This window comes from Streptomyces geranii (genome assembly GCF_002954775.1).
GTDB classification, from domain to species: domain Bacteria; phylum Actinomycetota; class Actinomycetes; order Streptomycetales; family Streptomycetaceae; genus Streptomyces; species Streptomyces geranii.
This window is the reverse complement of sequence record NZ_PJME01000064.1, coordinates 1-19,419: the sequence shown is the minus strand read 5'-3', so window position 1 is coordinate 19,419 and position 19,419 is coordinate 1. Positions and strand designations below refer to the sequence as shown.

The 19,419-nt window shown below is 68.5% G+C and carries 21 protein-coding genes and 3 tRNA genes; 13 read left to right on the top strand and 11 right to left on the bottom strand.

Annotated features, from left to right (window positions below; translation table 11 throughout):
- Positions 1–12: 12 nt before the first annotated feature.
- Positions 13–87, top strand: a tRNA-Asp gene (locus CW359_RS40390).
- A 133-nt stretch (positions 88–220) separates the two neighbouring features.
- Positions 221–430, top strand: a complete 210-nt coding sequence (locus CW359_RS40385) for a DUF6274 family protein (RefSeq protein WP_105975231.1) — start codon at positions 221–223, stop codon at positions 428–430.
- A 427-nt stretch (positions 431–857) separates the two neighbouring features.
- Here the strand turns inward: CW359_RS40385 and bldC are convergent, their stop codons facing one another.
- Both bldC and CW359_RS40375 read right to left on the bottom strand, forming a co-directional pair.
- Positions 858–1,064: a developmental transcriptional regulator BldC gene (gene bldC, locus CW359_RS40380; RefSeq protein WP_033321412.1), complete on the bottom strand. Its 207-nt coding sequence runs from the start codon at positions 1,062–1,064 to the stop codon at positions 858–860.
- Positions 1,065–1,577: 513 nt separating this feature from the next.
- Positions 1,578–2,429, bottom strand: a complete 852-nt coding sequence (locus tag CW359_RS40375; protein WP_105975230.1) for a DUF8083 family protein — start codon at positions 2,427–2,429, stop codon at positions 1,578–1,580.
- Positions 2,430–2,672: 243 nt separating this feature from the next.
- Here CW359_RS40375 and CW359_RS40370 point away from each other — a divergent pair, with 243 nt between their 5' ends.
- The gene (locus tag CW359_RS40370; RefSeq protein WP_105975229.1) at positions 2,673–3,767 is read left to right on the top strand and encodes a Leu/Phe/Val dehydrogenase; all 1,095 of its coding nucleotides are present in this window, start codon (positions 2,673–2,675) and stop codon (positions 3,765–3,767) included.
- Positions 3,768–4,055: 288 nt separating this feature from the next.
- On the top strand, positions 4,056–4,319 hold the full coding sequence (locus CW359_RS40365) for a DUF3073 domain-containing protein (protein ID WP_105975228.1): 264 nt from the start codon (positions 4,056–4,058) through the stop codon (positions 4,317–4,319).
- A 271-nt stretch (positions 4,320–4,590) separates the two neighbouring features.
- On the opposite strand, the gene purM is transcribed toward CW359_RS40365, so the two are convergent.
- The 6 genes from purM to CW359_RS40335 all read right to left on the bottom strand — a co-directional run bounded on the left by purM (position 4,591) and on the right by CW359_RS40335 (position 10,230).
- Entirely contained in the window at positions 4,591–5,670 is a 1,080-nt protein-coding gene (purM, locus tag CW359_RS40360) for a phosphoribosylformylglycinamidine cyclo-ligase (RefSeq protein ID WP_105975227.1), read from the bottom strand.
- 64 nt (positions 5,671–5,734) lie between these two features.
- The gene (purF, locus tag CW359_RS40355) at positions 5,735–7,264 is read right to left on the bottom strand and encodes an amidophosphoribosyltransferase (RefSeq protein WP_105975226.1); all 1,530 of its coding nucleotides are present in this window, start codon (positions 7,262–7,264) and stop codon (positions 5,735–5,737) included.
- Positions 7,265–7,358: 94 nt separating this feature from the next.
- Positions 7,359–8,261, bottom strand: coding sequence for an META domain-containing protein (locus CW359_RS40350; RefSeq protein WP_105975225.1), 903 nt, complete (start codon positions 8,259–8,261; stop codon positions 7,359–7,361).
- A 54-nt stretch (positions 8,262–8,315) separates the two neighbouring features.
- On the bottom strand, positions 8,316–9,116 hold the full coding sequence (locus tag CW359_RS40345; protein ID WP_105975224.1) for a maleylpyruvate isomerase family mycothiol-dependent enzyme: 801 nt from the start codon (positions 9,114–9,116) through the stop codon (positions 8,316–8,318).
- Positions 9,117–9,124: 8 nt separating this feature from the next.
- On the bottom strand, positions 9,125–9,313 hold the full coding sequence (locus CW359_RS40340; RefSeq protein ID WP_105975223.1) for a DUF397 domain-containing protein: 189 nt from the start codon (positions 9,311–9,313) through the stop codon (positions 9,125–9,127).
- Positions 9,310–10,230: a helix-turn-helix domain-containing protein gene (locus tag CW359_RS40335; protein ID WP_198655565.1), complete on the bottom strand. Its 921-nt coding sequence runs from the start codon at positions 10,228–10,230 to the stop codon at positions 9,310–9,312. The genes CW359_RS40340 and CW359_RS40335 overlap by 4 nt, the downstream gene beginning before the upstream one ends.
- A 188-nt stretch (positions 10,231–10,418) precedes the next feature.
- Here CW359_RS40335 and CW359_RS40330 point away from each other — a divergent pair, with 188 nt between their 5' ends.
- Genes CW359_RS40330 through CW359_RS47730 form a run of 3 tightly spaced genes read left to right on the top strand, consistent with a single transcriptional unit; the run spans position 10,419 to position 12,114 of the window.
- On the top strand, positions 10,419–10,868 hold the full coding sequence (locus tag CW359_RS40330; protein WP_105975221.1) for a hypothetical protein: 450 nt from the start codon (positions 10,419–10,421) through the stop codon (positions 10,866–10,868).
- A 44-nt stretch (positions 10,869–10,912) separates the two neighbouring features.
- Positions 10,913–11,794, top strand: a complete 882-nt coding sequence (locus tag CW359_RS40325) for a GNAT family N-acetyltransferase (protein WP_105975220.1) — start codon at positions 10,913–10,915, stop codon at positions 11,792–11,794.
- Positions 11,795–11,826: 32 nt separating this feature from the next.
- Positions 11,827–12,114: a hypothetical protein gene (locus CW359_RS47730; protein WP_105975219.1), complete on the top strand. Its 288-nt coding sequence runs from the start codon at positions 11,827–11,829 to the stop codon at positions 12,112–12,114.
- Positions 12,115–12,192: 78 nt separating this feature from the next.
- Here CW359_RS47730 and purL read toward each other — a convergent pair whose 3' ends face one another.
- Genes purL through purS form a run of 3 tightly spaced genes read right to left on the bottom strand, consistent with a single transcriptional unit; the run spans position 12,193 to position 15,388 of the window.
- Entirely contained in the window at positions 12,193–14,451 is a 2,259-nt protein-coding gene (gene purL / locus CW359_RS40315) for a phosphoribosylformylglycinamidine synthase subunit PurL (RefSeq protein ID WP_105975218.1), read from the bottom strand.
- Complete coding sequence (purQ, locus tag CW359_RS40310; protein ID WP_105975217.1) at positions 14,448–15,128, bottom strand: phosphoribosylformylglycinamidine synthase subunit PurQ; 681 nt, start codon at positions 15,126–15,128, stop codon at positions 14,448–14,450. The genes purL and purQ overlap by 4 nt, the downstream gene beginning before the upstream one ends.
- Positions 15,125–15,388: a phosphoribosylformylglycinamidine synthase subunit PurS gene (gene purS, locus CW359_RS40305; protein ID WP_006377276.1), complete on the bottom strand. Its 264-nt coding sequence runs from the start codon at positions 15,386–15,388 to the stop codon at positions 15,125–15,127. Before purS ends, purQ begins: the two co-directional genes overlap by 4 nt.
- Positions 15,389–15,713: 325 nt before the next feature.
- Between purS and CW359_RS40300 the strand changes: the two genes are divergently transcribed.
- The 6 genes from CW359_RS40300 to CW359_RS40275 form a co-directional block, all read left to right on the top strand.
- On the top strand, positions 15,714–16,031 hold the full coding sequence (locus tag CW359_RS40300) for a histone-like nucleoid-structuring protein Lsr2 (RefSeq protein WP_105975216.1): 318 nt from the start codon (positions 15,714–15,716) through the stop codon (positions 16,029–16,031).
- Positions 16,032–16,162: 131 nt separating this feature from the next.
- Positions 16,163–16,234, top strand: a tRNA-Gly gene (locus CW359_RS40295).
- Between the two features lie 80 nt (positions 16,235–16,314).
- Positions 16,315–16,390 (top strand) — tRNA-Gly (locus CW359_RS40290).
- Between the two features lie 129 nt (positions 16,391–16,519).
- Entirely contained in the window at positions 16,520–17,491 is a 972-nt protein-coding gene (locus CW359_RS40285) for an ABC transporter ATP-binding protein (protein ID WP_105975215.1), read from the top strand.
- Positions 17,492–17,565: 74 nt separating this feature from the next.
- Positions 17,566–18,309: an ABC transporter permease gene (locus tag CW359_RS40280; protein ID WP_105975251.1), complete on the top strand. Its 744-nt coding sequence runs from the start codon at positions 17,566–17,568 to the stop codon at positions 18,307–18,309.
- A 20-nt stretch (positions 18,310–18,329) separates the two neighbouring features.
- A partial coding sequence (locus CW359_RS40275) for a sensor histidine kinase (protein ID WP_105975214.1) occupies positions 18,330–19,419 on the top strand: 1,090 nt, incomplete at its 3' end.

Genomic DNA, 19,419 nt, shown 5'->3' with positions numbered 1-19,419 from the left:
GCCGCGAAACCTGGTCCTGTGGAGCAGTTTGGAGTGCTCGCCACCCTGTCAAGGTGGAGGCCGCGGGTTCAAATCCCGTCAGGACCGCAGTGAAGTACGAGAGGGCCCGAGTCTCACGACTCGGGCCCTCTCGCGTTGTCGCCGTATTGACGGAGCCGTGCGCCCCGGGTACCCAGGGAACAGGGGCCCCGACGCCCTGTCCCCCCTCTGGAGGTGGCGTATGGCGGCATCCACGCGGCGGCACGAGACGCGCGCCCTGCTTCGGGCACATCTGTCGGCCGCCAGCGGGTACCGCCATCTCACGCGGCACTGTCCGATCTGCCATCGGTTACAGCGGCTCGCCATGGAGCACTCCGACGCGGACGCCGGGAAGGACACCGAGGCCGACGAGACCGACGAGGCACCCGGTGCCAACAGGGCCTCCCATTAGCATTCCTGCCACACCGTTAACAAGGCGTGCGGCCTGTGACGGGTGTCACTGCATGAGTTTTCAAAACCTGGGTTCTTACCGACCTCCTACAACCGGTCAATTTAATATGTGCAATTGCACTACCTTCCCCAGACTCCAACAAGCCCGCTCACAGCACCCCGTGCCACCCCGCACGATGGGCACAAAAAAGATCGCGCTGGACCCGGCGGAGTCCAGCGCGATCTCTACGACGCACGCTTGAAGCTATGGAACTGATGGAACTGCCTTGAGCGTCAGGTCTGTTGGGGCAGACCCACGTCGTTGAAGCTGTTGCTGGTGGAGCTGGTGACTCGGGTGTTGCAGGTGACTCTGTTGTTGCTGGTCTTGCCCGCCGGACGACTCGGCCGATAGTTGGGGGACCTGCCGGTTCGTCCGACTATTCAGTTGGTCAGGCCTCGGTGCGCTGCTGCGGAATACCCGCAAGCAGGGCACGAACCTCGGCCTCGCGGTAGCGGCGGTGTCCGCCGAGCGTGCGGATGGATGTGAGCTTGCCGGCCTTCGCCCACCGCGTGACCGTCTTCGGGTCGACGCGGAACATGGTGGCGACCTCAGCCGGGGTCAGCAGCGGCTCGGCATCAGGGGTGCGAGCGGTCATGAGCGGCCTCCTCGGGAGAACCGAACCTTCTCGGTTCATTCCTCTAAATTCTGCACCTTGACCCGCGTTGCCCGAAATGGCGGACGCGGGTCGAGTCGGTTATAGGACGAACGGCTTGTCCTCGGCACTACAACTACACCATCTGTCCAACCGCGTAGGCCAAACCGATGGAATTGCCCTCCCAGGCGTCCATCGGCGACGGAAGCCAATGGACCATGCCATAGCGGACAGTCACGCCACTGTGACGATCAGTCACAGTGGCGATCAGGAGTCACGAGACCCCCCATAGCGCGCAATGCCGAGATTCCACCCATAGCTGGGCAGATAGAGCCTCCCCCGGACTCCTTGTCCTATTTTGGCACGAGGAGGGGCAAGGGACGCAAGCCACCTGTACGTGCGGTCCGTCACGCTTGACACAAACGCCCGGATCGGGACCTACGTCCCACGGCAGCCCCAAGAGCGTCCCATACAAATGGAACTCACGTTCCAGGGAGTCCTTTTTTTGACGAACCGTCAGTTCGCCTGCCGCCGGTCCCGCACCGCACGCCACCGCTCCACGAGCCGCCCGTACGCCTCCCCGGCCGCCTCGCCGTCCCCCTCGCGCAGCGCCTCGATGCCCGCCGCCACGTCCGCCGCCGAGTGGTCGCCCGCCAGATCACCGGCCGGCAGCACATGCACGAGCCCGCCGTAGTCCAGCTCGACCAGCGACCGCGGATGGAACTCCTCCAGCCAGCGCCCCACGTCCACCAGACCGTCGATCAGCGGCCCCTCGTCGAGGCTGTCCCGCAGGGTCCGCAGCCCCCGCGCCACCCGCCGCCGCGCCTGCACCATGGGCGTCCGGTAGCGCAGCACGGGCGGCACCCCGCCGTCGGCGCCCGAGCCCTTGGCGTACTCCCGCTCCTCGTCCGTGACCAGCACGAACCAGTTCAGCGGCACCTGCCAGGTCGCCGTGCGGATCCAGGGACGGGCGTCCGGGTTGCGGGCCAGCCAGCGCTCGTAGTCCTGGGTCGCCTGGTCGCGCACGAGGGGCGGCAGGACGGCGTCCAGCACCGGCAGGGGCAGCTCCCCGGCCAGCTCTCCGAGCGCCTGCCAGCCGCGCAGCCGGGTCCGCCAGGGGCAGACGCACAGCACGCCGTCGACCTCGGTCACGAACGCGTCGGCGCTCTCGTGCACCGGCACCGCGACCGGCGGCGTGGGCAGCAGGTCGGCCAGGGAGCGGCGCAGTTCGTCCTGGTACGAGGGCCGGTCGGGCCGCCGGGCGTAGCGCGCCCAGTGGCCGCGCTCCGGCTCCGGAAACGCCGCCAGCGGCTCGTAGACGCGCAAGTAGGCCGCGTACGGAACGATCACCGAGGACACCTTGGGCACGCCTGCTCCCTCCCCCCTGGACGACCAGGAAAACCCACGTGACGAGCCGAACCCGCAGACAGCAGCACGGGAAAATTATGCAAACCGTCGTACGGTCCCGTGCCACCGGTGGGTGATCCTCGGCACTGCGCGGACGGATGGCGTACGGAGGCCGGTAAGGGGCTTTACTCTCATGCCCACGGAAGCCCGCCACCCGTACGGGCACCGGCCCCAACCGCCGCTACTTACCCTGGAGTCACCACAGTGACCGACGTAACCGGCGCGTCTGCTGATGTACTGCACACCCTGTTCCACTCGGACCAGGGGGGTCATGAGCAAGTCGTGCTCTGCCAGGACCGGCCCTCCGGCCTCAAGGCCGTCATCGCCATCCACTCCACCGCCCTGGGCCCCGCGCTCGGCGGTACCCGCTTCTACCCGTACGCGAGCGAGGCGGAGGCCGTCGCCGACGCGCTGAACCTCGCGCGCGGGATGTCGTACAAGAACGCCATGGCCGGTCTCGACCACGGCGGCGGCAAGGCCGTGATCATCGGCGACCCGGACACCCTCAAGAGCGAGGAACTGCTCCTCGCCTACGGCCGGTTCGTGGCCTCGCTCGGCGGGCGGTACGTCACCGCGTGCGACGTCGGCACCTACGTGGCCGACATGGATGTCGTCGCGCGCGAGTGCCGCTGGACGACCGGGCGGTCCCCGGAGAACGGCGGCGCCGGCGACTCGTCCGTGCTGACCGCCTTCGGCGTCTACCAGGGGATGCGGGCCTCCGCTCAGCACCTGTGGGGCGATCCGTCGCTGCGCGCCAAGCGGATCGGCATCGCGGGCGTCGGCAAGGTCGGGCACCACCTCGTCGAGCACCTGGTGGCCGAGGGCGCCGAGGTCTTCGTCACCGACGTGCGCGAGGACGCCGTACGACGGATCACCGAGCGGCATGACAAGGTCCTGGCCGTCGCGGACACCGACGAGCTGATCCGGGTCGACGGGCTGTCCGTCTACGCCCCCTGCGCACTCGGCGGGGCCCTCAACGACGACACCGTGCCGGTGCTGACCGCCGAGATCGTGTGCGGCGCGGCCAACAACCAGCTCTCGCACCCCGGTGTCGAGAAGGACCTCGCGGACCGCGGGATCCTCTACGCGCCCGACTACGTCGTGAACGCCGGTGGCGTGATCCAGGTGGCCGACGAACTGCACGGGTTCGACTTCGAGCGGTGCAGGGCGAAGGCGGCCGGGATCTACGACACCACGCTGGCCATATTCGCACGTGCGAAGGCGGACGGGATTCCGCCGGCCGCCGCGGCCGACCGGATCGCCGAGCAGCGGATGGCGGAGGCCCGGCGGAAGCGGTAGGTCCGCGGAGCCCGGAGGTACCTGCCGGCGGGGTGTTGGAGAGAACTCTCACCCCCGTCGGCGGGTCGGCTGCCAAGAAGTGGTTAAAATCGCGGTTGACCAGCGGGGACAGGGCGCCTCGCGGGTTCTGTGCACAGGCACGTGCTGCGGGCGACGTACCGTATGGGCGTGGGCTCAGGTACCGTGGAAGCCCTACGGACCGGTCTCTCTGCGGAGAGCCCGTTCCAGATCATGAACGCGTGTCAAGACTCTGGGGCCACCGAGCCCCGTATCCGAGGGGGTCGAGCCATGGGGCGCGGCCGGGCAAAGGCCAAGCAGACGAAGGTCGCCCGCCAGCTGAAGTACAGCAGCGGCGGGACTGACCTCTCGCGTCTGGCCAATGAGCTGGGCGCTTCGACTTCGAGCCAGCCGCCGAATGGCGAGCCGTTCGAGGACGACGACGAGGAAGAAGACGACCCGTACGCTCAGTACGCGGATCTGTACAACGACGACGATGAGGATGAGGACGACCAGTCCTCAGGCCCCTCGTCGCAACAACGCCGTGGGGCTTGACGTCTTACGTCTGCCTGCGGCGCGCTGAACATGTCGACACAGATCCTGTACTTGTAGGCATCAGCTGCACCTCTCCCGGTCCGGGGCGTTTAGCCGGACCGGGTTCTGGTGCGTTGCCGTTCCACTTGGGTTGGGCGGGGGCGCCCAGTGGGGCGGGGGGTGCTGTGGGTTTGGCGGGTGCGGGTACGTTGTGGTTTCTCGCGCCGTTCCCCGCGCCCCTGACGGCCGGCGGCTGCGCCGCCTGGCCGTCCCCTGGCCGTTCCCTGGCCGCTTAGTTGCTTGCGTAGTCACCTACCAGCTCTGCGCCCGTCTTGTGGTCGGCTCGTTCGGTGATTTCGCCTGCCACCCAGGCCTCGACTCCCCTGTCCGCCAGGGTGGTCAGGGCTGCGTCCGCCGAGTCCTCGGGGACGATGGCGATCATGCCTACGCCCATGTTCAGGGTCTTTTCCAGTTCCAGGCGTTCTACCGCGCCCGTCCTGCCGACCAGGTCAAAAACCGGGTCCGGGGTCCAGGTGGAGCGGTCGACGATCGCGTGGAGGGTGTCCGGGATCACCCGGGCCAGGTTGGCCGCCAGACCGCCGCCGGTGATGTGCGAGTAGGCGTGCACGTCGGTGGTGCGGGTGAGGGCCAGGCAGTCCAGCGAGTAGATCTTGGTGGGTACGAGGAGTTCCTCGCCGAGGGTGCGCCCGAACTCCTCGATGTGCGCGTCCAGGGACAGTCCGCCCTGCTTCAGCAGCACATGCCGGACCAGCGAGTACCCGTTCGAGTGAAGCCCGGAGGCCGCCATGGCGATCACCGCGTCACCCGTACGGATACGATCCGCGCCCAGCAGCCGGTCGGCCTCCACGACGCCCGTACCGGCGCCGGCGACGTCGAAGTCGTCCGGACCGAGGAGGCCCGGGTGTTCGGCCGTCTCGCCGCCGACCAGAGCGCATCCGGCCAGTACGCAGCCCTCGGCGATGCCCTTGACGATCGCGGCGACGCGCTCGGGGTGCACCTTGCCGACGCAGATGTAGTCGGTCATGAAGAGCGGCTCGGCGCCGCACACCACGATGTCGTCCATCACCATGGCGACCAGGTCGTGGCCGATGGTGTCGTACACGCCGAGCTGCCGGGCGATGTCGACCTTCGTGCCGACGCCGTCGGTCGCGGAGGCGAGCAGCGGGCGCTCGTAGCGCTTGAGGGCGGAGGCGTCGAAGAGGCCGGCGAAGCCGCCGAGGCCACCGAGGACCTCGGGGCGCTGCGTCTTCTTCACCCACTCCTTCATCAGCTCGACGGCGCGGTCGCCCGCTTCGATGTCGACGCCTGCGGCTGCGTAGCTGGCACCAGGGGTCCCAGTGGTCTCAGACATGAGGGTGAGAACTTTCGTGTCGTACTGCTCGTGGAGCAGGTCTTACGGCTGCTCTTGCGGCTGCTTACGGGCGACGGATCGCGTCGGCCGCGGCCGTGGCTGCGGGACCCGCGGCCAGCTCGGTCTCCAGGAGCTGCTTGCCGAGCAGTTCGGGGTCCGGGAGTTCCATCGGGTACTCGCCGTCGAAGCAGGCGCGGCACAGGTTCGGCTTGGCGATGGTGGTCGCCTCGATCATGCCGTCGAGGGAGATGTACGAGAGGGAGTCGGCGCCGAGCGAGGTGCCGATCTCGTCGATGGTCATGCCGTTGGCGATCAGCTCGGCGCGGGTCGCGAAGTCGATGCCGAAGAAGCAGGGCCACTTGACGGGCGGGGACGAGATCCGGATGTGGACCTCGGCGGCGCCGGCCTCCCGGAGCATGCGGACGAGGGCGCGCTGGGTGTTGCCGCGCACGATCGAGTCGTCGACGACGACCAGCCGCTTGCCCTTGATGACTTCCTTCAGCGGGTTCAGCTTGAGCCGGATACCGAGCTGGCGGATGGTCTGGGAGGGCTGGATGAACGTACGTCCGACGTACGCGTTCTTGACCAGACCGGCGCCGAACGGGATTCCGGAGGCCTCCGCGTAGCCGATGGCCGCCGGGGTGCCGGATTCCGGGGTCGCTATCACCAGGTCGGCCTCGACCGGGGCTTCCTTGGCCAGTTTTCGACCCATCTCCACGCGGGAGAGGTAGACGTTCCGGCCGGCGATGTCGGTGTCGGGGCGGGCGAGATAGACGTACTCGAAGACACAGCCCTTGGGCTTCGCTTCCGCGAATCGGGAGGTTCGCAGGCCGTTCTCGTCGATGGCGACGAACTCGCCCGGCTCGATCTCGCGGACGTAGGCGGCGCCGCAGATGTCGAGGGCGGCGGACTCGGAGGCGACGACCCAGCCGCGCTCCAGCCGGCCGAGGACCAGCGGGCGGATGCCCTGCGGGTCGCGGGCGGCGTAGAGCGTGTTCTCGTCCATGAAGACGAGGGAGAAGGCGCCCTTGATCTGCGGGAGTATCCGCGCGGAGGCCTCCTCGATGGTGAGGGGCTTGCCGTCGTCGTCGTTCTGGGCGGCCAGGAGGGCCGTCAGCAGATCGGTGTCGTTGGTCGCGGCGACGCGCGGGGTGCGGCCGTCGTGCTGCTTGGGCAGGTCGGCGACCATCTCGGCGAGCTGAGCCGTGTTGACGAGGTTGCCGTTGTGGCCGAGGGCGATGGAGCCGTGGCCGGTCGCGCGGAACGTCGGCTGGGCGTTCTCCCAGGTGGAGGCGCCGGTGGTCGAGTAGCGGGCGTGACCGACCGCGATATGACCCTTGAGGGCGCCGAGCGAGGTCTCGTCGAAGACCTGGGAGACAAGGCCCATGTCCTTGAAGACGAGGATCTTCGAGCCGTTGCTGACCGCGATACCCGCGGATTCCTGGCCTCGATGCTGTAGGGCGTAGAGCCCGAAGTAAGTGAGCTTGGCGACCTCTTCGCCGGGGGCCCAGACCCCGAAGACGCCGCAAGCGTCCTGAGGGCCTTTCTCGCCGGGGAGCAGATCATGACTGAGTCGACCGTCACCACGTGGCACGGCACCGAGTGTAGGCGAGATCGACCACTGGTCCGAATTAGGGAACCGGACTGTGACTCGGGGGCCGTGCGGGGCCGTCGGCTGCGGTAGGGGCTCAGTCGGCGGCCGTCGCGCTGACTGTGGTGCCGTTTGCGCTGGTCAGAGAGAGGGTGCGGTGGTCGATCTTGTACGTCGCCGTTCCGTCGAAGAGGCCGAGGAGTTTCTTCTCCGCCTGCATGAGTGAGGCGTCGCACATCCTTCGGGTGGTCGACGGGCTGCCGAAAGTGATAGTGCCGTCGCTGACGGTCGCATCGGCAGAAACGTTGTTGCACCCAGCCTTGCCGGTGACGGTCCCCTTCTCCTGGTCGAGGACGAGGTAGGCGTCGGCGGAGGAGGGGAGCGGGGAGACGGCCTGACTGTCGTCAGTGCCGGTGCCGCTGCTGTCCCCGGTGTCGCTGCTGTCGCTGGTGGCACCGAGTGTCGTGATCGTCCACTTGGTGGCGTAGAGGGGGGCGGCCTTCTCCTCGGTGAGGTGGATGGTGGCGCCGGCCCTGGTGGTGAGGGTGAGCTGCTGGGTGCTCTTGGCGGTCTCGGTGGACTTGGCGGTGAGAGTGCCGTCCCTGAGCGCCTTGGAGAAGTTGCTCTCGAAGGTCATCGGGTCGTTTCCGCAGGCCATGTCGGTGGACAGGAACTGCGCGAAGGAGACCTCGGTACCGTCGACGGTGGCCTGGGCGCCGAAGCCGTTGCAGCCGAGGTTGCCGCTGACCTTGCCGTTCTTGTCGATCTTCAGCCAGGCACTGGAAGGGGCCTCGGACTTCTTCCCGTCGAGGGTGAGGTCGTCGACGGTCCAGCGGACACCGGTGACATCCGATGTCCCGGCTCCCGTCCCGATGGTCTGGCTGCCGCCGCCGTCCTTCTCGCTGCCGCAGGCCGCGGCGAGGGGGAGCACGGTCAGGGTCAGGATGCCGAGGCTCACGCTCGTGAGTCGCCGCGCCTTCGCGCGCTGCTGCGTTGTCATGCCGTTGGGACGGAAGGGGCGGGTGGGCGGTTCCCGTCCGGCTGCTTTTCGGCGTCAGGACATGAGGGGGAGCAGTTCGCCGAGGTCGGCGCGTTCGCCGCTCGCGCTGACCTGGGCCTTGTCGAGGGCGTCGGTCCAGGTGAGCCGGCCGGTGGCGAGGCGGATCCAGGTGAGCGGGTCGGTCTCGACGACGTTGGGCGGGGTGCCACGGGTGTGCCTCGGTCCCTCGACGCACTGCACGACGGCGTACGGCGGGACGCGCACCTCCGTCGAGCCGCCGGGGGCCTTCGCGGCGAGGGCGTCGGCGAGGAGACGGGTGCAGGTGGCGAGGGCCTGGCGGTCGTACGGGATGTCGAGTCCCGGGACGGCGTCGTTCAGGTCGTCGGTGTGGACGACCAGTTCGACGGTGCGGGTGACGAGGAAGTCGGTGAGGGTGACTGCGCCGACGCGCACCGCGAGGACGCGGGTGTCGGCGACGCCTTCGAGGAGTTCGGTGAGGTGTTCCTCGGTGTCGGTGAGGAGGGTGTTGAGGTCGGGGGTGCGCTCGGCGAGTGCGTGACTGCCCGCCGCGATGGCCTCGGCGAAGGCGGCGGTGGCGGAGGGGTAGTCGACGACACTGATGTCGGCCTTCGCGGGCTCGTCCTGACCGAGGGCACGGTTGACGCTGCCGACGGCCATCGTGATGTGGGCGACCAGATCGCGGACGGTCCAGTCGCCGAGGCGGGTGGGGAGGGCGAGTTGGGCGGGGGTGAGGGTGAGGGCGGCGGTGCGGATGTTGGCGTACTGGGTGAGGACCGCTCCGCGGGTTTTGGCGGGGTCGTAGGTGCGGGGTTTTGGTTTTCTGGCGGGGGGCATGGGGGGCGTCAGCTCCGGAGGTGGGTGAGGAGGGCGGTGAAGGCTTTTGGGGGGAGGAGGAGGGTGGGGCCTCCGGCGGGGTGCTTGGAGTCTCGGATGCCTATGTGGGTGGGGGTCAGGGGGGCTACTTCTACGCAGTTGCCCCCCGCTTCGCTGCTGTACGAGGACTTGAACCAGACGCCGTGGTGGGTGCTCATCTCTGTTCCATCTCTTGTGCTAGTCGTTCGAGGACGCCTGAGGTTTCCCGAGGTCCGGGGGCTCCGGCCCGCATGACATCGAACCTGCGGGCGTACCTCCAGATGTCCGTGTCCTTGTCCGTGAGACTCACCGTGTCCTGGATGTCCATGCTGACCACCCGGGGCAGGGGCGGCTCGAACTCCATGAGGACGAAGTTGTCCCTGGCCCGGTAGACGGGCTCGGCCATCGGCAGGATCTGCACGGTCACGTGATCCAGCGCGGCGAGTTCAGCCAGGTGTTCGTACTGCTCACGCATGACGTCCACGTCACCGAACACCCGGCGCAGCACGGCCTCTTCGAGGATCGCGTGCACCTCCACCGGCCGGTCGGAGCGCGTGATCGCTTCCTTGCGGCGCATACGGATCTCGATGTTCCGCTCGACGAACTCCGTGGTGCGTTCGTCCACCGGCTTGGCGACCTCGAACTGGGCCCGCATGTACGCCTGCGTCTGGAACAGCCCGTACACCACGTCCGGTTGGTAGACGCGCAGGATCTTGGCGTCGCCCTCCAGCCCCACGCTCATGCCGAACCCCGAAGGCATCAGGCTCCGGTACGGCGACCACCACCCCCGGTGCAGCGAGTTCTTGTGGATCTCCAGCAGGAACTCGACGTCGTCCGGATCGGTCACCCCGTACCGGTCGAGGAGTTCCTTCAGGTCCTGGACCTTGGGCAGACCCGTCAGGCCGTTCTCCACGCGGTACAGCTTCGACTCCGTGAACCCGAGCCCCTTCACCGCCTGCGCCAACGTCATGCCGTTGCCTTCGCCGTCATCCCGAAGGGCGTTCTGGCGCAGCCTCCGCAGCTCCTGACCGAGTTGCATCCGCCGGATCGTCGGCCCCGTCTTCGTTGCCACCGTGCCCGCCCCTTCTGCGGTCATGCCCGCCAACAGTACGACTATGCCTGCCACTTGACGCCCTGTGCCCGCCAAGTCACGGCCTGTGCACCGAGTGTGACAGTCACTTCCGTCCTTGCGCAGCCACATGCCAACTTTCCGGCATTTGCCAGTTCTCGTGGAATTTCTACGTTCGATTGCGTCGCCGCTGGAACGAGGGAACCGTTGTCCCCATGACAACCCCTCAGCCCTTCGCCGTGGGCGACCAGGTCCAAGGCATCTCCTACGTCCCGCCCGCCCTCGGCAGACGTGCCGCGCCCGAGTCCGTCGAGGGTGTCGTCGTGCAGGTCGGCTCCGGTTACCCGGAGGGCGACGGCGAGGACGACATCCTCTGGGTTCGTCTTGCCGACTGCACCGAACGTCAGTGCCGGGCCGGCGACGTCACCGCCAGGGTCGTGACCGAGCCCCTCTGCGACATCTGCAAGGTCGGCCGCGCCCCGTTCCTGCGCTACGGCACCCTGGAGAACACCGGCCGGATGTGTTCGCAGTGCCTGCACCAGACCAACATCTGCGCCCGCTGCCAGCAGCCCGGCAACGCACCGCTGGTCGCGGTGTCCACCGTCGACCAGGGCACCGGGCCGGGCCGGTCCACGTACACGTGCGCGGCCTGCGCCTCGGCGTGAACAATCGCGTTGCCGGTGATCACGTGGAGCCGAAATCATGAACCATGCGATCGGATGGCTGGCACCTCACCGAAGACGTCCATGAATTCTGCGACCGGGCCGGGGAGTTCCTCCGCTCAAGGCCCGCTCTGCACACCACCACCCTGACGACCATCGAGCAGGTGCGCACGAACGGGCCCGGCGCGAGCGTCGCCCAGGACCCCGTCTTCGGCCGGCTGGAGGAGGGCGGCGAGGTAACCGCCGCCTTCTTCCGGCTCACCCCGGAGAGGCTCCTGAGCGTCACTCCCCTCACCTACGACCAGGCCGACGGGCTCGCCGCCCACCTGGTCGCGGTGGGGCAACGCCCGCCCGGCGTCAGCGCGGTGATCGACACCGCCACGACCTTCGCCGAGGCCTGGCAGCGGCACACGGGCTCGACGTCCACCTTCCGCACCCGGATCCACCTGTACCGCCTCGGCACACTCACCCCGCCGCAGCCGGTACCGGCGGGACGGGGCCGGCCCGTGGGCGAGGCGGACCACGAGCACCTGATGCAGTGGTGCCGTGAGGCAGCGGAGTTCTTCGGTGAGGACGTCACCATCGACGCCGACACCTGGGCCGGCACCCGCTTCGCCGAGAAGACCTACACCTACTGGGAGACCCCGGACGGCACCCCCGTCTCCATGGCGGGCGTGAACCCCCTGGTCGGCGGCCAGGTCCGGGTGGACCCCGTCTACACCCCGGCCCACCTGCGCGGACACGGTTACGCGGCTGCCGCGACGGCCGAGGTGACCCGGGCGGCGCTGGCGGCGGGCGCCACGGACGTCGTGCTGTACACGGACCCGAACAACCCGACGAGCAACGCCCTTTACCAGCGGCTGGGGTACCAGTTGCTGACGGACTGGGGCGTGTATGTCTTCACGTATCCCGATGACGAACCACGGTAGGTACGGCGTGACGGTTGGCAACGGGCGCACGCATGTCGGCGAAGGAGTTCGAAACGTCCGACAGTGATCGGCCCGTTCGACCCCCGGCGCAGTCAGAACGGCGGCTCGACCGGGTACACGGTCGGCGGGGTCTGCCGGTATCGCAAGCAGCGGGCAGAACAGCCGCTGGTACTCCGACCCCCGGCATCTACCGCCACACCTGGCACGGCCGCGCCATCGCGATCCTCCGCCCGGCCAAGACCCCGGGCCACCTCACCCTCACGGCGAGCGCGGAGGGGCTGCGACCGGCGACCGTCACCCTGCCGGTACGCCCGTCCTGAGCCCGCGCGCGGAGAGGCCCCCGTTCGGACAGCTGTCCGAACGGGGGCCTCAGCCAACCGAGTTGATCCCGCCGCCGACTACGCCAGCAGCGCCGGAATCGTCCCCTCGTGTGCCTCGCGCAGCTCCGCCAGCGTCAGCGTGAACTCGCCCTGCAGTTCCACCGAATCGCCGTCCACGACGCCGATCCGGGTCACCGGCAGGCCCCGCGCCCCGCACATGTCGTTGAAGCGCAGCTCCTCCGAGCGCGGGATCGCGACCAGCGCGCGGCCCGCCGACTCCGAGAAGAGGAGGGTGAAGGCGTCGAGGCCGTCCGGTACGACCAGACGCGCGCCCTTCTCGCCCAGCAGCGCCGACTCCACGACCGCCTGGATCAGACCGCCGTCCGACAGGTCGTGCGCCGAGTCGATCATGCCGTCGCGGGAGGCCGAGATAAGGATTTCCGCCAGCAGGCGCTCGCGCTCCAGGTCGACCTTCGGAGGCAGGCCACCGAGGTGGTCGTGCACGACCTGCGACCACGCCGAGCCGCCGAACTCCTCGCGCGTGTCCCCGAGGAGGTACAGCAGCTGCCCCTCCTCCTGGAAGGCGACGGGGGTGCGGCGGGCGACGTCGTCGATCACGCCCAGGACCGCTACCACCGGCGTCGGGTGGATGGCGACGTCACCCGTCTGGTTGTAGAGCGAGACGTTGCCGCCCGTCACCGGCGTCCCCAACTGCTGGCAGGCGTCCGCGAGTCCACGTACCGCCTCCGCGAACTGCCACATCACCGCCGGGTCTTCGGGCGAACCGAAGTTCAGGCAGTCCGACACGGCGAGGGGCTTCGCGCCCGTCGTCGCCACGTTCCGGTACGCCTCCGACAGCGCCAACTGGGCACCCGCGTACGGGTCCAGCTTGGCGTAGCGGCCGTTGCCGTCCGTCGCGATGGCCACACCGAGGCCGGTCGCCTCGTCGACGCGGATCATCCCGGAGTCCTCGGGCTGGGCCAACACCGTGTTGCCCTGCACGAAGTGGTCGTACTGGGAGGTGATCCAGGACTTGGAGGCTTGGTTGGGGGAGGAGACCAGCTGGACGACCTGTGCCTTCAGGTCCTCCGAAGTCGTCGGGCGCGCAAGCTTGTTGGCGTCGTCCGCCTGGAGGGCGTCCTGCCAGTCCGGGCGGGCGTACGGGCGCTCGTAGACCGGGCCGTCGTGCGCGACCGTACGCGGGTCGACGTCGACGATCTTGCCGCCGTGCCAGAAGATTTCGAGGCGGTCGCCGTCGGTGACCTCACCGATCACCGTCGCGATGACATCCCACTTGTCGCAGATCTCCAGGAACCGGTCCACCTTCTCCGGCTCCACGACCGCGCACATGCGTTCCTGCGACTCGCTCATGAGGATTTCCTCGGGCGAGAGCGTCGAGTCGCGGAGCGGTACGTCGTCCAGGGTCACGCGCATGCCGCCCGAGCCGTTCGACGCCAACTCGCTTGTCGCGCACGACAGGCCCGCCGCGCCCAGGTCCTGGATGCCGACGACCAGCTTCTCCTTGAAGGCTTCGAGCGTGCACTCGATGAGCAGCTTCTCCTGGAAGGGGTCGCCCACCTGCACCGCGGGGCGCTTCGACGGCTTCGCGTCGTCGAAGGTCTCCGAGGCGAGGATCGACGCGCCGCCGATGCCGTCGCCGCCCGTACGGGCCCCGTACAGGATGACCTTGTTGCCCGCGCCCGACGCCTTCGCCAGGTGGATGTCCTCGTGCCGCATCACGCCGATCGCACCGGCGTTGACCAGCGGGTTCCCCTGGTAGCAGGCGTCGAAGACGACCTCGCCGCCGATGTTCGGGAGGCCCAGACAGTTGCCGTAGCCGCCGATGCCCGCGACCACGCCCGGGAGGACGCGCTTGGTGTCCGGGTGGTCCGCCGCGCCGAAACGGAGGGGGTCCACCACAGCTACCGGCCTCGCGCCCATCGCGATGATGTCGCGCACGATGCCGCCTACGCCCGTGGCCGCGCCCTGGTAAGGCTCCACGTAGGAAGGGTGGTTGTGCGACTCGACCTTGAAGGTGACCGCGTAGCCCTGGCCTACGTCGACCACGCCCGCGTTCTCGCCGATGCCGACGAGCAGGGCGTCGGAGTGCGGGGCCTTCTCGCCGAACTGGCGCAGGTGGACCTTGGAGGACTTGTAGCTGCAGTGCTCGGACCACATCACCGAGTACATCGCCAGCTCGGCGCCCGTCGGACGGCGGCCGAGGATCTCGACGACCTTCTCGTACTCGTCCTTCTTCAGGCCGAGTTCGGCCCAGGGCAGCTCGACGTCGGGGGTCTCGGCCGCGTGCTCGACCGTGTCCAGAGGCGTCCGGCTCATGCGTTGACCAGCTTCTTGAGGATCGAGGTGAAGAAGGGGAGGCCGTCGGTGCGGCCGGAGCCGATCAGCGGCTCGACCGCGTGCTCCGGGTGCGGCATGAGGCCCACGACGTTCCCGGCGGCGTTGGTGATGCCCGCGATGTCGTTCAGTGACCCGTTCGGGTTGAAGTCGACGTAACGGAACGCGACCCGGCCCTCGGCCTCCAGCTCGTCCAGCGTGTGCTGGTCGGCGACGTACCGGCCGTCCATGTTCTTCAGCGGGATGTGGATCTCCTGGCCGGCCTCGTAATCAGCCGTCCAGGCGGTGTCCGCGTTCTCCACCCGCAGCTTCTGGTCGCGGCAGATGAAGTGCAGGTGGTTGTTGCCGAGCATCGCGCCCGGGAGGAGGTGCGCCTCGGTGAGGATCTGGAAGCCGTTGCAGATGCCGAGAACCGGCAGGCCCGACTTCGCCTGCTCGATGACCGACTCCATCACCGGCGAGAAACGGGAGATGGCACCCGCGCGCAGATAGTCGCCGTACGAGAAACCGCCCGGCAGAACCACCGCGTCGACCTGCTTGAGGTCCTTGTCCTTGTGCCAGAGTGCTACCGGCTCGGCACCCGCCAGACGGATCGCGCGCTGAGTGTCCCGGTCGTCCAGCGAACCCGGAAAGGTGACGACTCCAATACGAGCAGTCACTTCTCTTCCCCCACCATCTCCTCCACCTTCACGGTGAAGTCCTCGATCACGGTGTTGGCGAGGAAGGATTCCGCAAGATCATGGATGCGGGCGAGCGCGGCGTCGTCCACCGGTCCGTCAACTTCCAGTTCGAATCGCTTTCCCTGACGTACGTCGGAGACACCTTCGAAACCGAGACGCGGCAGTGCACGCTGCACCGCCTGGCCCTGGGGGTCGAGGATCTCCGGCTTGAGCATGACGTCGACTACGACGCGTGCCACTGGCACTCCCGGTGTTGTGGTGCTGAGCAAGGTCCCTGGCGAGGTTCCTACAGGTGGGTTCAGACTACCCGCACAAAATTTCTACGCGGGTAGATTAGTAGGAAACTACGGACGGCCGTGTGGCAGGCATCACGATCCGGTATCAGAGCGGGGTCATCGCCAAAAATTCTGGGAAAGATCCGAGTTCGGCCCCAGGATGTCTATTGCAGGGAGACACGCGGGCAGATTTAGTCGGGCTTCCCATTGCAATGCCGGGCACTGTACAAAGGAAAAGGCAAAAGCCGATACTTTGCCCAATAACAGCCGTACGAAGGGACCGATATTCGTGGCTCAGCGTGTCGTGGTCACACTCTCAGACGACATCGACGGCTCGGAAGCGGCGGAAACGATCGCCTTCGGACTCGACGGCAAGTCGTACGAGATCGACCTGAATCAAACCAATGCCAAGAAACTGCGTAAGGCCCTGGAGCCGTACGTGGAGGCCGGTCGCAAGCGGTCGCGCTCCGGCAAGGCGTACAAGCAGACGGAGGTCGCGCCCGACCCCTCGGCGGTGCGGGCCTGGGCCCTCGCCAACAAGATGGACGTGCCGACTCGCGGTCGTATCCCCAAGAAGGTGTACGAGGCCTTCACCGCCGCCCAGTAGGCGGCGGGTGGCAGGCCAGTAGTGCCTCAGGAGCCCCTCGGCGCAACCGACTTGCGTTGCCCCCCTGCTGATCAGCTAGAGTCTGGAGCACGCCGAGGGGCAAGGCCGAAAGGCCCGGCTCACGGAGGCTTGCGGGTGTAGTTCAGTAGCAGAACATCCTCCTTCCAGGGGGAAGGCGCAGTGTGCAATTCCTGTCACCCGCTCTGCATCGCCGGTCTGGTCGGTCTTGTCGATCAGGTACGCTGGTGCTCGCGCCAGTCAGTGAAAGCTGGCTGGAGGCAATGCGGACGTAGCTCAGTTGGTAGAGCGCAACCTTGCCAAGGTTGAGGTCGCCAGTTCGAACCTGGTCGTCCGCTCCAGATCAAGACCCCGGTCCATCGGACCGGGGTCTTCTTCGTGTGCACGTTTCCTCTACGTCTGACATTTGTCATGTGCAGTGATGACACCACGCACTGCCGACCCCGCCTCCCGGCCGGGAAGCTGAAGTCATGGAAACCAACGAACACGGACACGTGATTGAGGTCACTGACCTGCGGCGTGTGTACGGGGGCGGGTTCGAGGCGGTGCGCGGGGTGTCCTTCTCCGTGGGCCGCGGGGAGATCTTCGCCCTGCTCGGCACGAACGGCGCGGGCAAGACGTCGACCGTCGAACTGCTGGAGGGCCTCGCGCCGCCCGCCGGGGGCAAGGTGCGGGTGCTGGGCCACGATCCCTACACCGAGCGGGCCGCCGTACGGCCGCGCACCGGCGTCATGCTCCAGGAGGGCGGCTTTCCGTCCGACCTGACCGTCGGCGAGACCGCGCGGATGTGGGCCGGCTGCACGAGCGGCGCACGCCCCGAGGCGGAGGCGCTCGCGCTCGTCGGCCTTGAGCGGCGGACCGGCGTACGGGTGAAGCAGCTGTCCGGCGGCGAACGGCGGCGGCTCGACCTCGCGCTCGCTCTCCTCGGCAACCCCGAGGTGCTGTTCCTCGACGAACCGACGACCGGTCTCGACGCCGAAGGGCGGCGCGACACCTGGGAGTTGGTACGGGAACTGCAGGCCGGCGGGACGACCGTACTGCTCACCACGCACTACCTGGAGGAGGCCGAGGATCTCGCCGACCGGCTCGCCATCCTGCACGAGGGGCGCATCGCCGCCGCCGGTACGCCCGCCGAGGTGACCGCCTCGCAGCCGTCCCGGATCTCCTTCGAACTGCCCCTCGGGTACTTCGTGGGCGACCTGCCGCCGCTCGGCTCGCTCGGCGTGAGCGGGTACGAGGAGGAGGGGCGCGTCGTACGGCTGCGCACCCACCAACTCCAGCTCGCGGCAACGCGGTTGCTGGTGTGGGCCGAGGAGGCCGGGGTCGAGCTGCGGGGTCTTGACGTGCGGTCGGCGTCGCTGGAGGAGGCGTTCCTGCGGATCGCGCGGGAGGCGTCCGCGGACACCCAGGGTTCCACCGTGGTCGAGGAGCGTGTCGCGTGAGTACGGTTGTCGATGGCGTCGGTGACGTCGGTGATGCCGGTACGACGGAGAGCAGGACCACTCCGGCGGGGCGGATGCGGGCGCTGGCGCGGGCCGAGGCCACGCTCTTCCTGCGGAACAAGGGGACGCTCGTCGCGGCCCTGTTCGTGCCGCTGGTGCTGCCGTTCAGCGTGTGGTCCGCCTCCGACGGGATGGACCTGAAGGAGACCGGGCTCAGTGCGGGCACGGTCATCCTGCCCGCCTCGGTCGGCTTCTCGCTGCTGTTCGCCGTGTACGCGGCCCTCGTCGGCGTCTACACCGCCCGGCGCGAGGAACTCGTCCTCAAGCGGCTGCGCACCGGCGAGCTGCGCGACGTCGAGATACTCACCGGGGCGGCGCTCCCGGCGGTCGTGACAGGCTTCGTACAGAGTGTGCTGCTGGCTCTCGGCTGTGCCGTCATGCTCGATCTTGGCATGCCGCCCGCGCCCCAACTCGCGCTCATCGGGCTGCTGTTGGGCCTGGCGATCTGTGTGGCGCTGGCCGCGCTCACCGCCACGCTCAGCCGGACCACCGAGAGCGCGCAGGTCACCTCGCTGCCGCTGATGCTGGTCTCGTTCCTCGGCTCCGGGATCACCGTCCCGCTGGAGGTGCTGCCCGAACGGCTCGCGTCCTTCTGCGAGTTGCTCCCGCTGACGCCCGCGATCACCCTCGTACGCGGCGCCTGGACCGGTGACCTGTCGGCGTACGAGGCCCTGGGCGCCGTACTGACCGGCCTGGCCTGGACCGTGTTGTCGGTGTTTGCTGTACGACGGTGGTTCCGCTGGGAACCTCGGCACTGACGGGACGGGGAGCACAGGACATGCGCAGGCCCGGGAGCTGGTGGCGGCGCAAGAGCACGCCGGCCAAGGTGGAGACGTACACCCGCTGGACGTTCCACATGATCGCCTTCGTCGAGGTCAGCGCGATCGGGCTGCCCGTGCTGGGGCTGCTGGACCTGCGGCTCGCGCTCTGGCTGTCGCTGCTGGTGTGCGCGCACGCCGTGCTGAGCGCGGTCACCGCCTCCCGGGCGCTGGACTGGATCTGCGGGACCCGGGAACAGCCCGTACGGCTGCTGGCCGTGCTCGGCGCCGTCACCGCGCTGATCGGGACCGGCGCCCTCTTCCTGGGCAGGCACTGGGAGGGCGGCGACGAGCTGGAGACCGGCGCGGCCTCGCTGTTCATCGGGGTGGTGTGCTTCGGCGCGGGCAGCATCACCCTCGGGATCAGCGGCCGGAGGCGGATGCTGGCGATGGTCACCGGCCTGGCCGTCGGCTCGGTCGCCATGTCCCTCCTGGTGGGTTTCCCGGCGAACGAAGCCTTCTTCACGGGCGGCGTGGTGCTGTTCACCGCCGGGTTCATCACCTTCACCAGCGCCCTCTCGGTCTGGCTGCTCAAGGTCGTGTACGAACTCGACGAGGCCCGCGAGACCCGGGCCCGCCTCGCCGTCGCCGAGGAGCGCCTCCGGTTCGGCCGCGACCTGCACGACGTGATGGGCCGCAACCTCGCGGTGATCGCCCTCAAGAGCGAACTGGCGGTCCAGCTCGCCCGCCGCGAACGCCCCGAGGCCGTCGACCAGATGATCGAGGTGCAGCGGATCGCGCGCGAGTCGCAGCGGGAGGTACGGGATGTCGTACGGGGGTATCGGGAGGCCGACCTCGGCACGGAACTCCTGGGCGCACAGGGCGTGTTGACGGCCGCCGGCATCTCCTGCGAGGTGACCGGGTCGGCGGTAGGACTGCCGGGCGAGGTGCAGTCGGCGCTCGGGTGGGTGGTCAGGGAGGCGACCACCAATGTGCTGCGGCACGGGGATGCGGGGTGGTGCGGGGTCCGGGTGCGGGTGGGGGACGGGTGTGTGGTGCTGACGGTGGAGAACGACGGGGTCGGGGGACAGGCGAGTGAGGGCTCGGGGG

What these genes read in the sequence shown, in the direction of transcription:
- CW359_RS47730 (WP_105975219.1), top strand. Translation starts at nt 11,827, where the DNA reads ATGTCGGCGAAGGAGTTCGAAACGTCCGACAGTGATCGGCCCGTTCGA.
- purM (WP_105975227.1), bottom strand. Translation starts at nt 5,670, where the DNA reads ATGTCTGAGACCACTGGGACCCCTGGTGCCAGCTACGCAGCCGCAGGC.
- bldC (WP_033321412.1), bottom strand. Translation starts at nt 1,064, where the DNA reads ATGACCGCTCGCACCCCTGATGCCGAGCCGCTGCTGACCCCGGCTGAG.
- CW359_RS40335 (WP_198655565.1), bottom strand. Translation starts at nt 10,230, where the DNA reads ATGACCGCAGAAGGGGCGGGCACGGTGGCAACGAAGACGGGGCCGACG.
- purL (WP_105975218.1), bottom strand. Translation starts at nt 14,451, where the DNA reads ATGAGCCGGACGCCTCTGGACACGGTCGAGCACGCGGCCGAGACCCCC.
- CW359_RS40285 (WP_105975215.1), top strand. Translation starts at nt 16,520, where the DNA reads ATGGAAACCAACGAACACGGACACGTGATTGAGGTCACTGACCTGCGG.
- CW359_RS40385 (WP_105975231.1), top strand. Translation starts at nt 221, where the DNA reads ATGGCGGCATCCACGCGGCGGCACGAGACGCGCGCCCTGCTTCGGGCA.
- CW359_RS40365 (WP_105975228.1), top strand. Translation starts at nt 4,056, where the DNA reads ATGGGGCGCGGCCGGGCAAAGGCCAAGCAGACGAAGGTCGCCCGCCAG.
- CW359_RS40325 (WP_105975220.1), top strand. Translation starts at nt 10,913, where the DNA reads ATGCGATCGGATGGCTGGCACCTCACCGAAGACGTCCATGAATTCTGC.
- CW359_RS40345 (WP_105975224.1), bottom strand. Translation starts at nt 9,116, where the DNA reads ATGCCCCCCGCCAGAAAACCAAAACCCCGCACCTACGACCCCGCCAAA.
- CW359_RS40340 (WP_105975223.1), bottom strand. Translation starts at nt 9,313, where the DNA reads ATGAGCACCCACCACGGCGTCTGGTTCAAGTCCTCGTACAGCAGCGAA.
- CW359_RS40280 (WP_105975251.1), top strand. Translation starts at nt 17,566, where the DNA reads ATGCGGGCGCTGGCGCGGGCCGAGGCCACGCTCTTCCTGCGGAACAAG.
- CW359_RS40330 (WP_105975221.1), top strand. Translation starts at nt 10,419, where the DNA reads ATGACAACCCCTCAGCCCTTCGCCGTGGGCGACCAGGTCCAAGGCATC.
- CW359_RS40350 (WP_105975225.1), bottom strand. Translation starts at nt 8,261, where the DNA reads ATGACAACGCAGCAGCGCGCGAAGGCGCGGCGACTCACGAGCGTGAGC.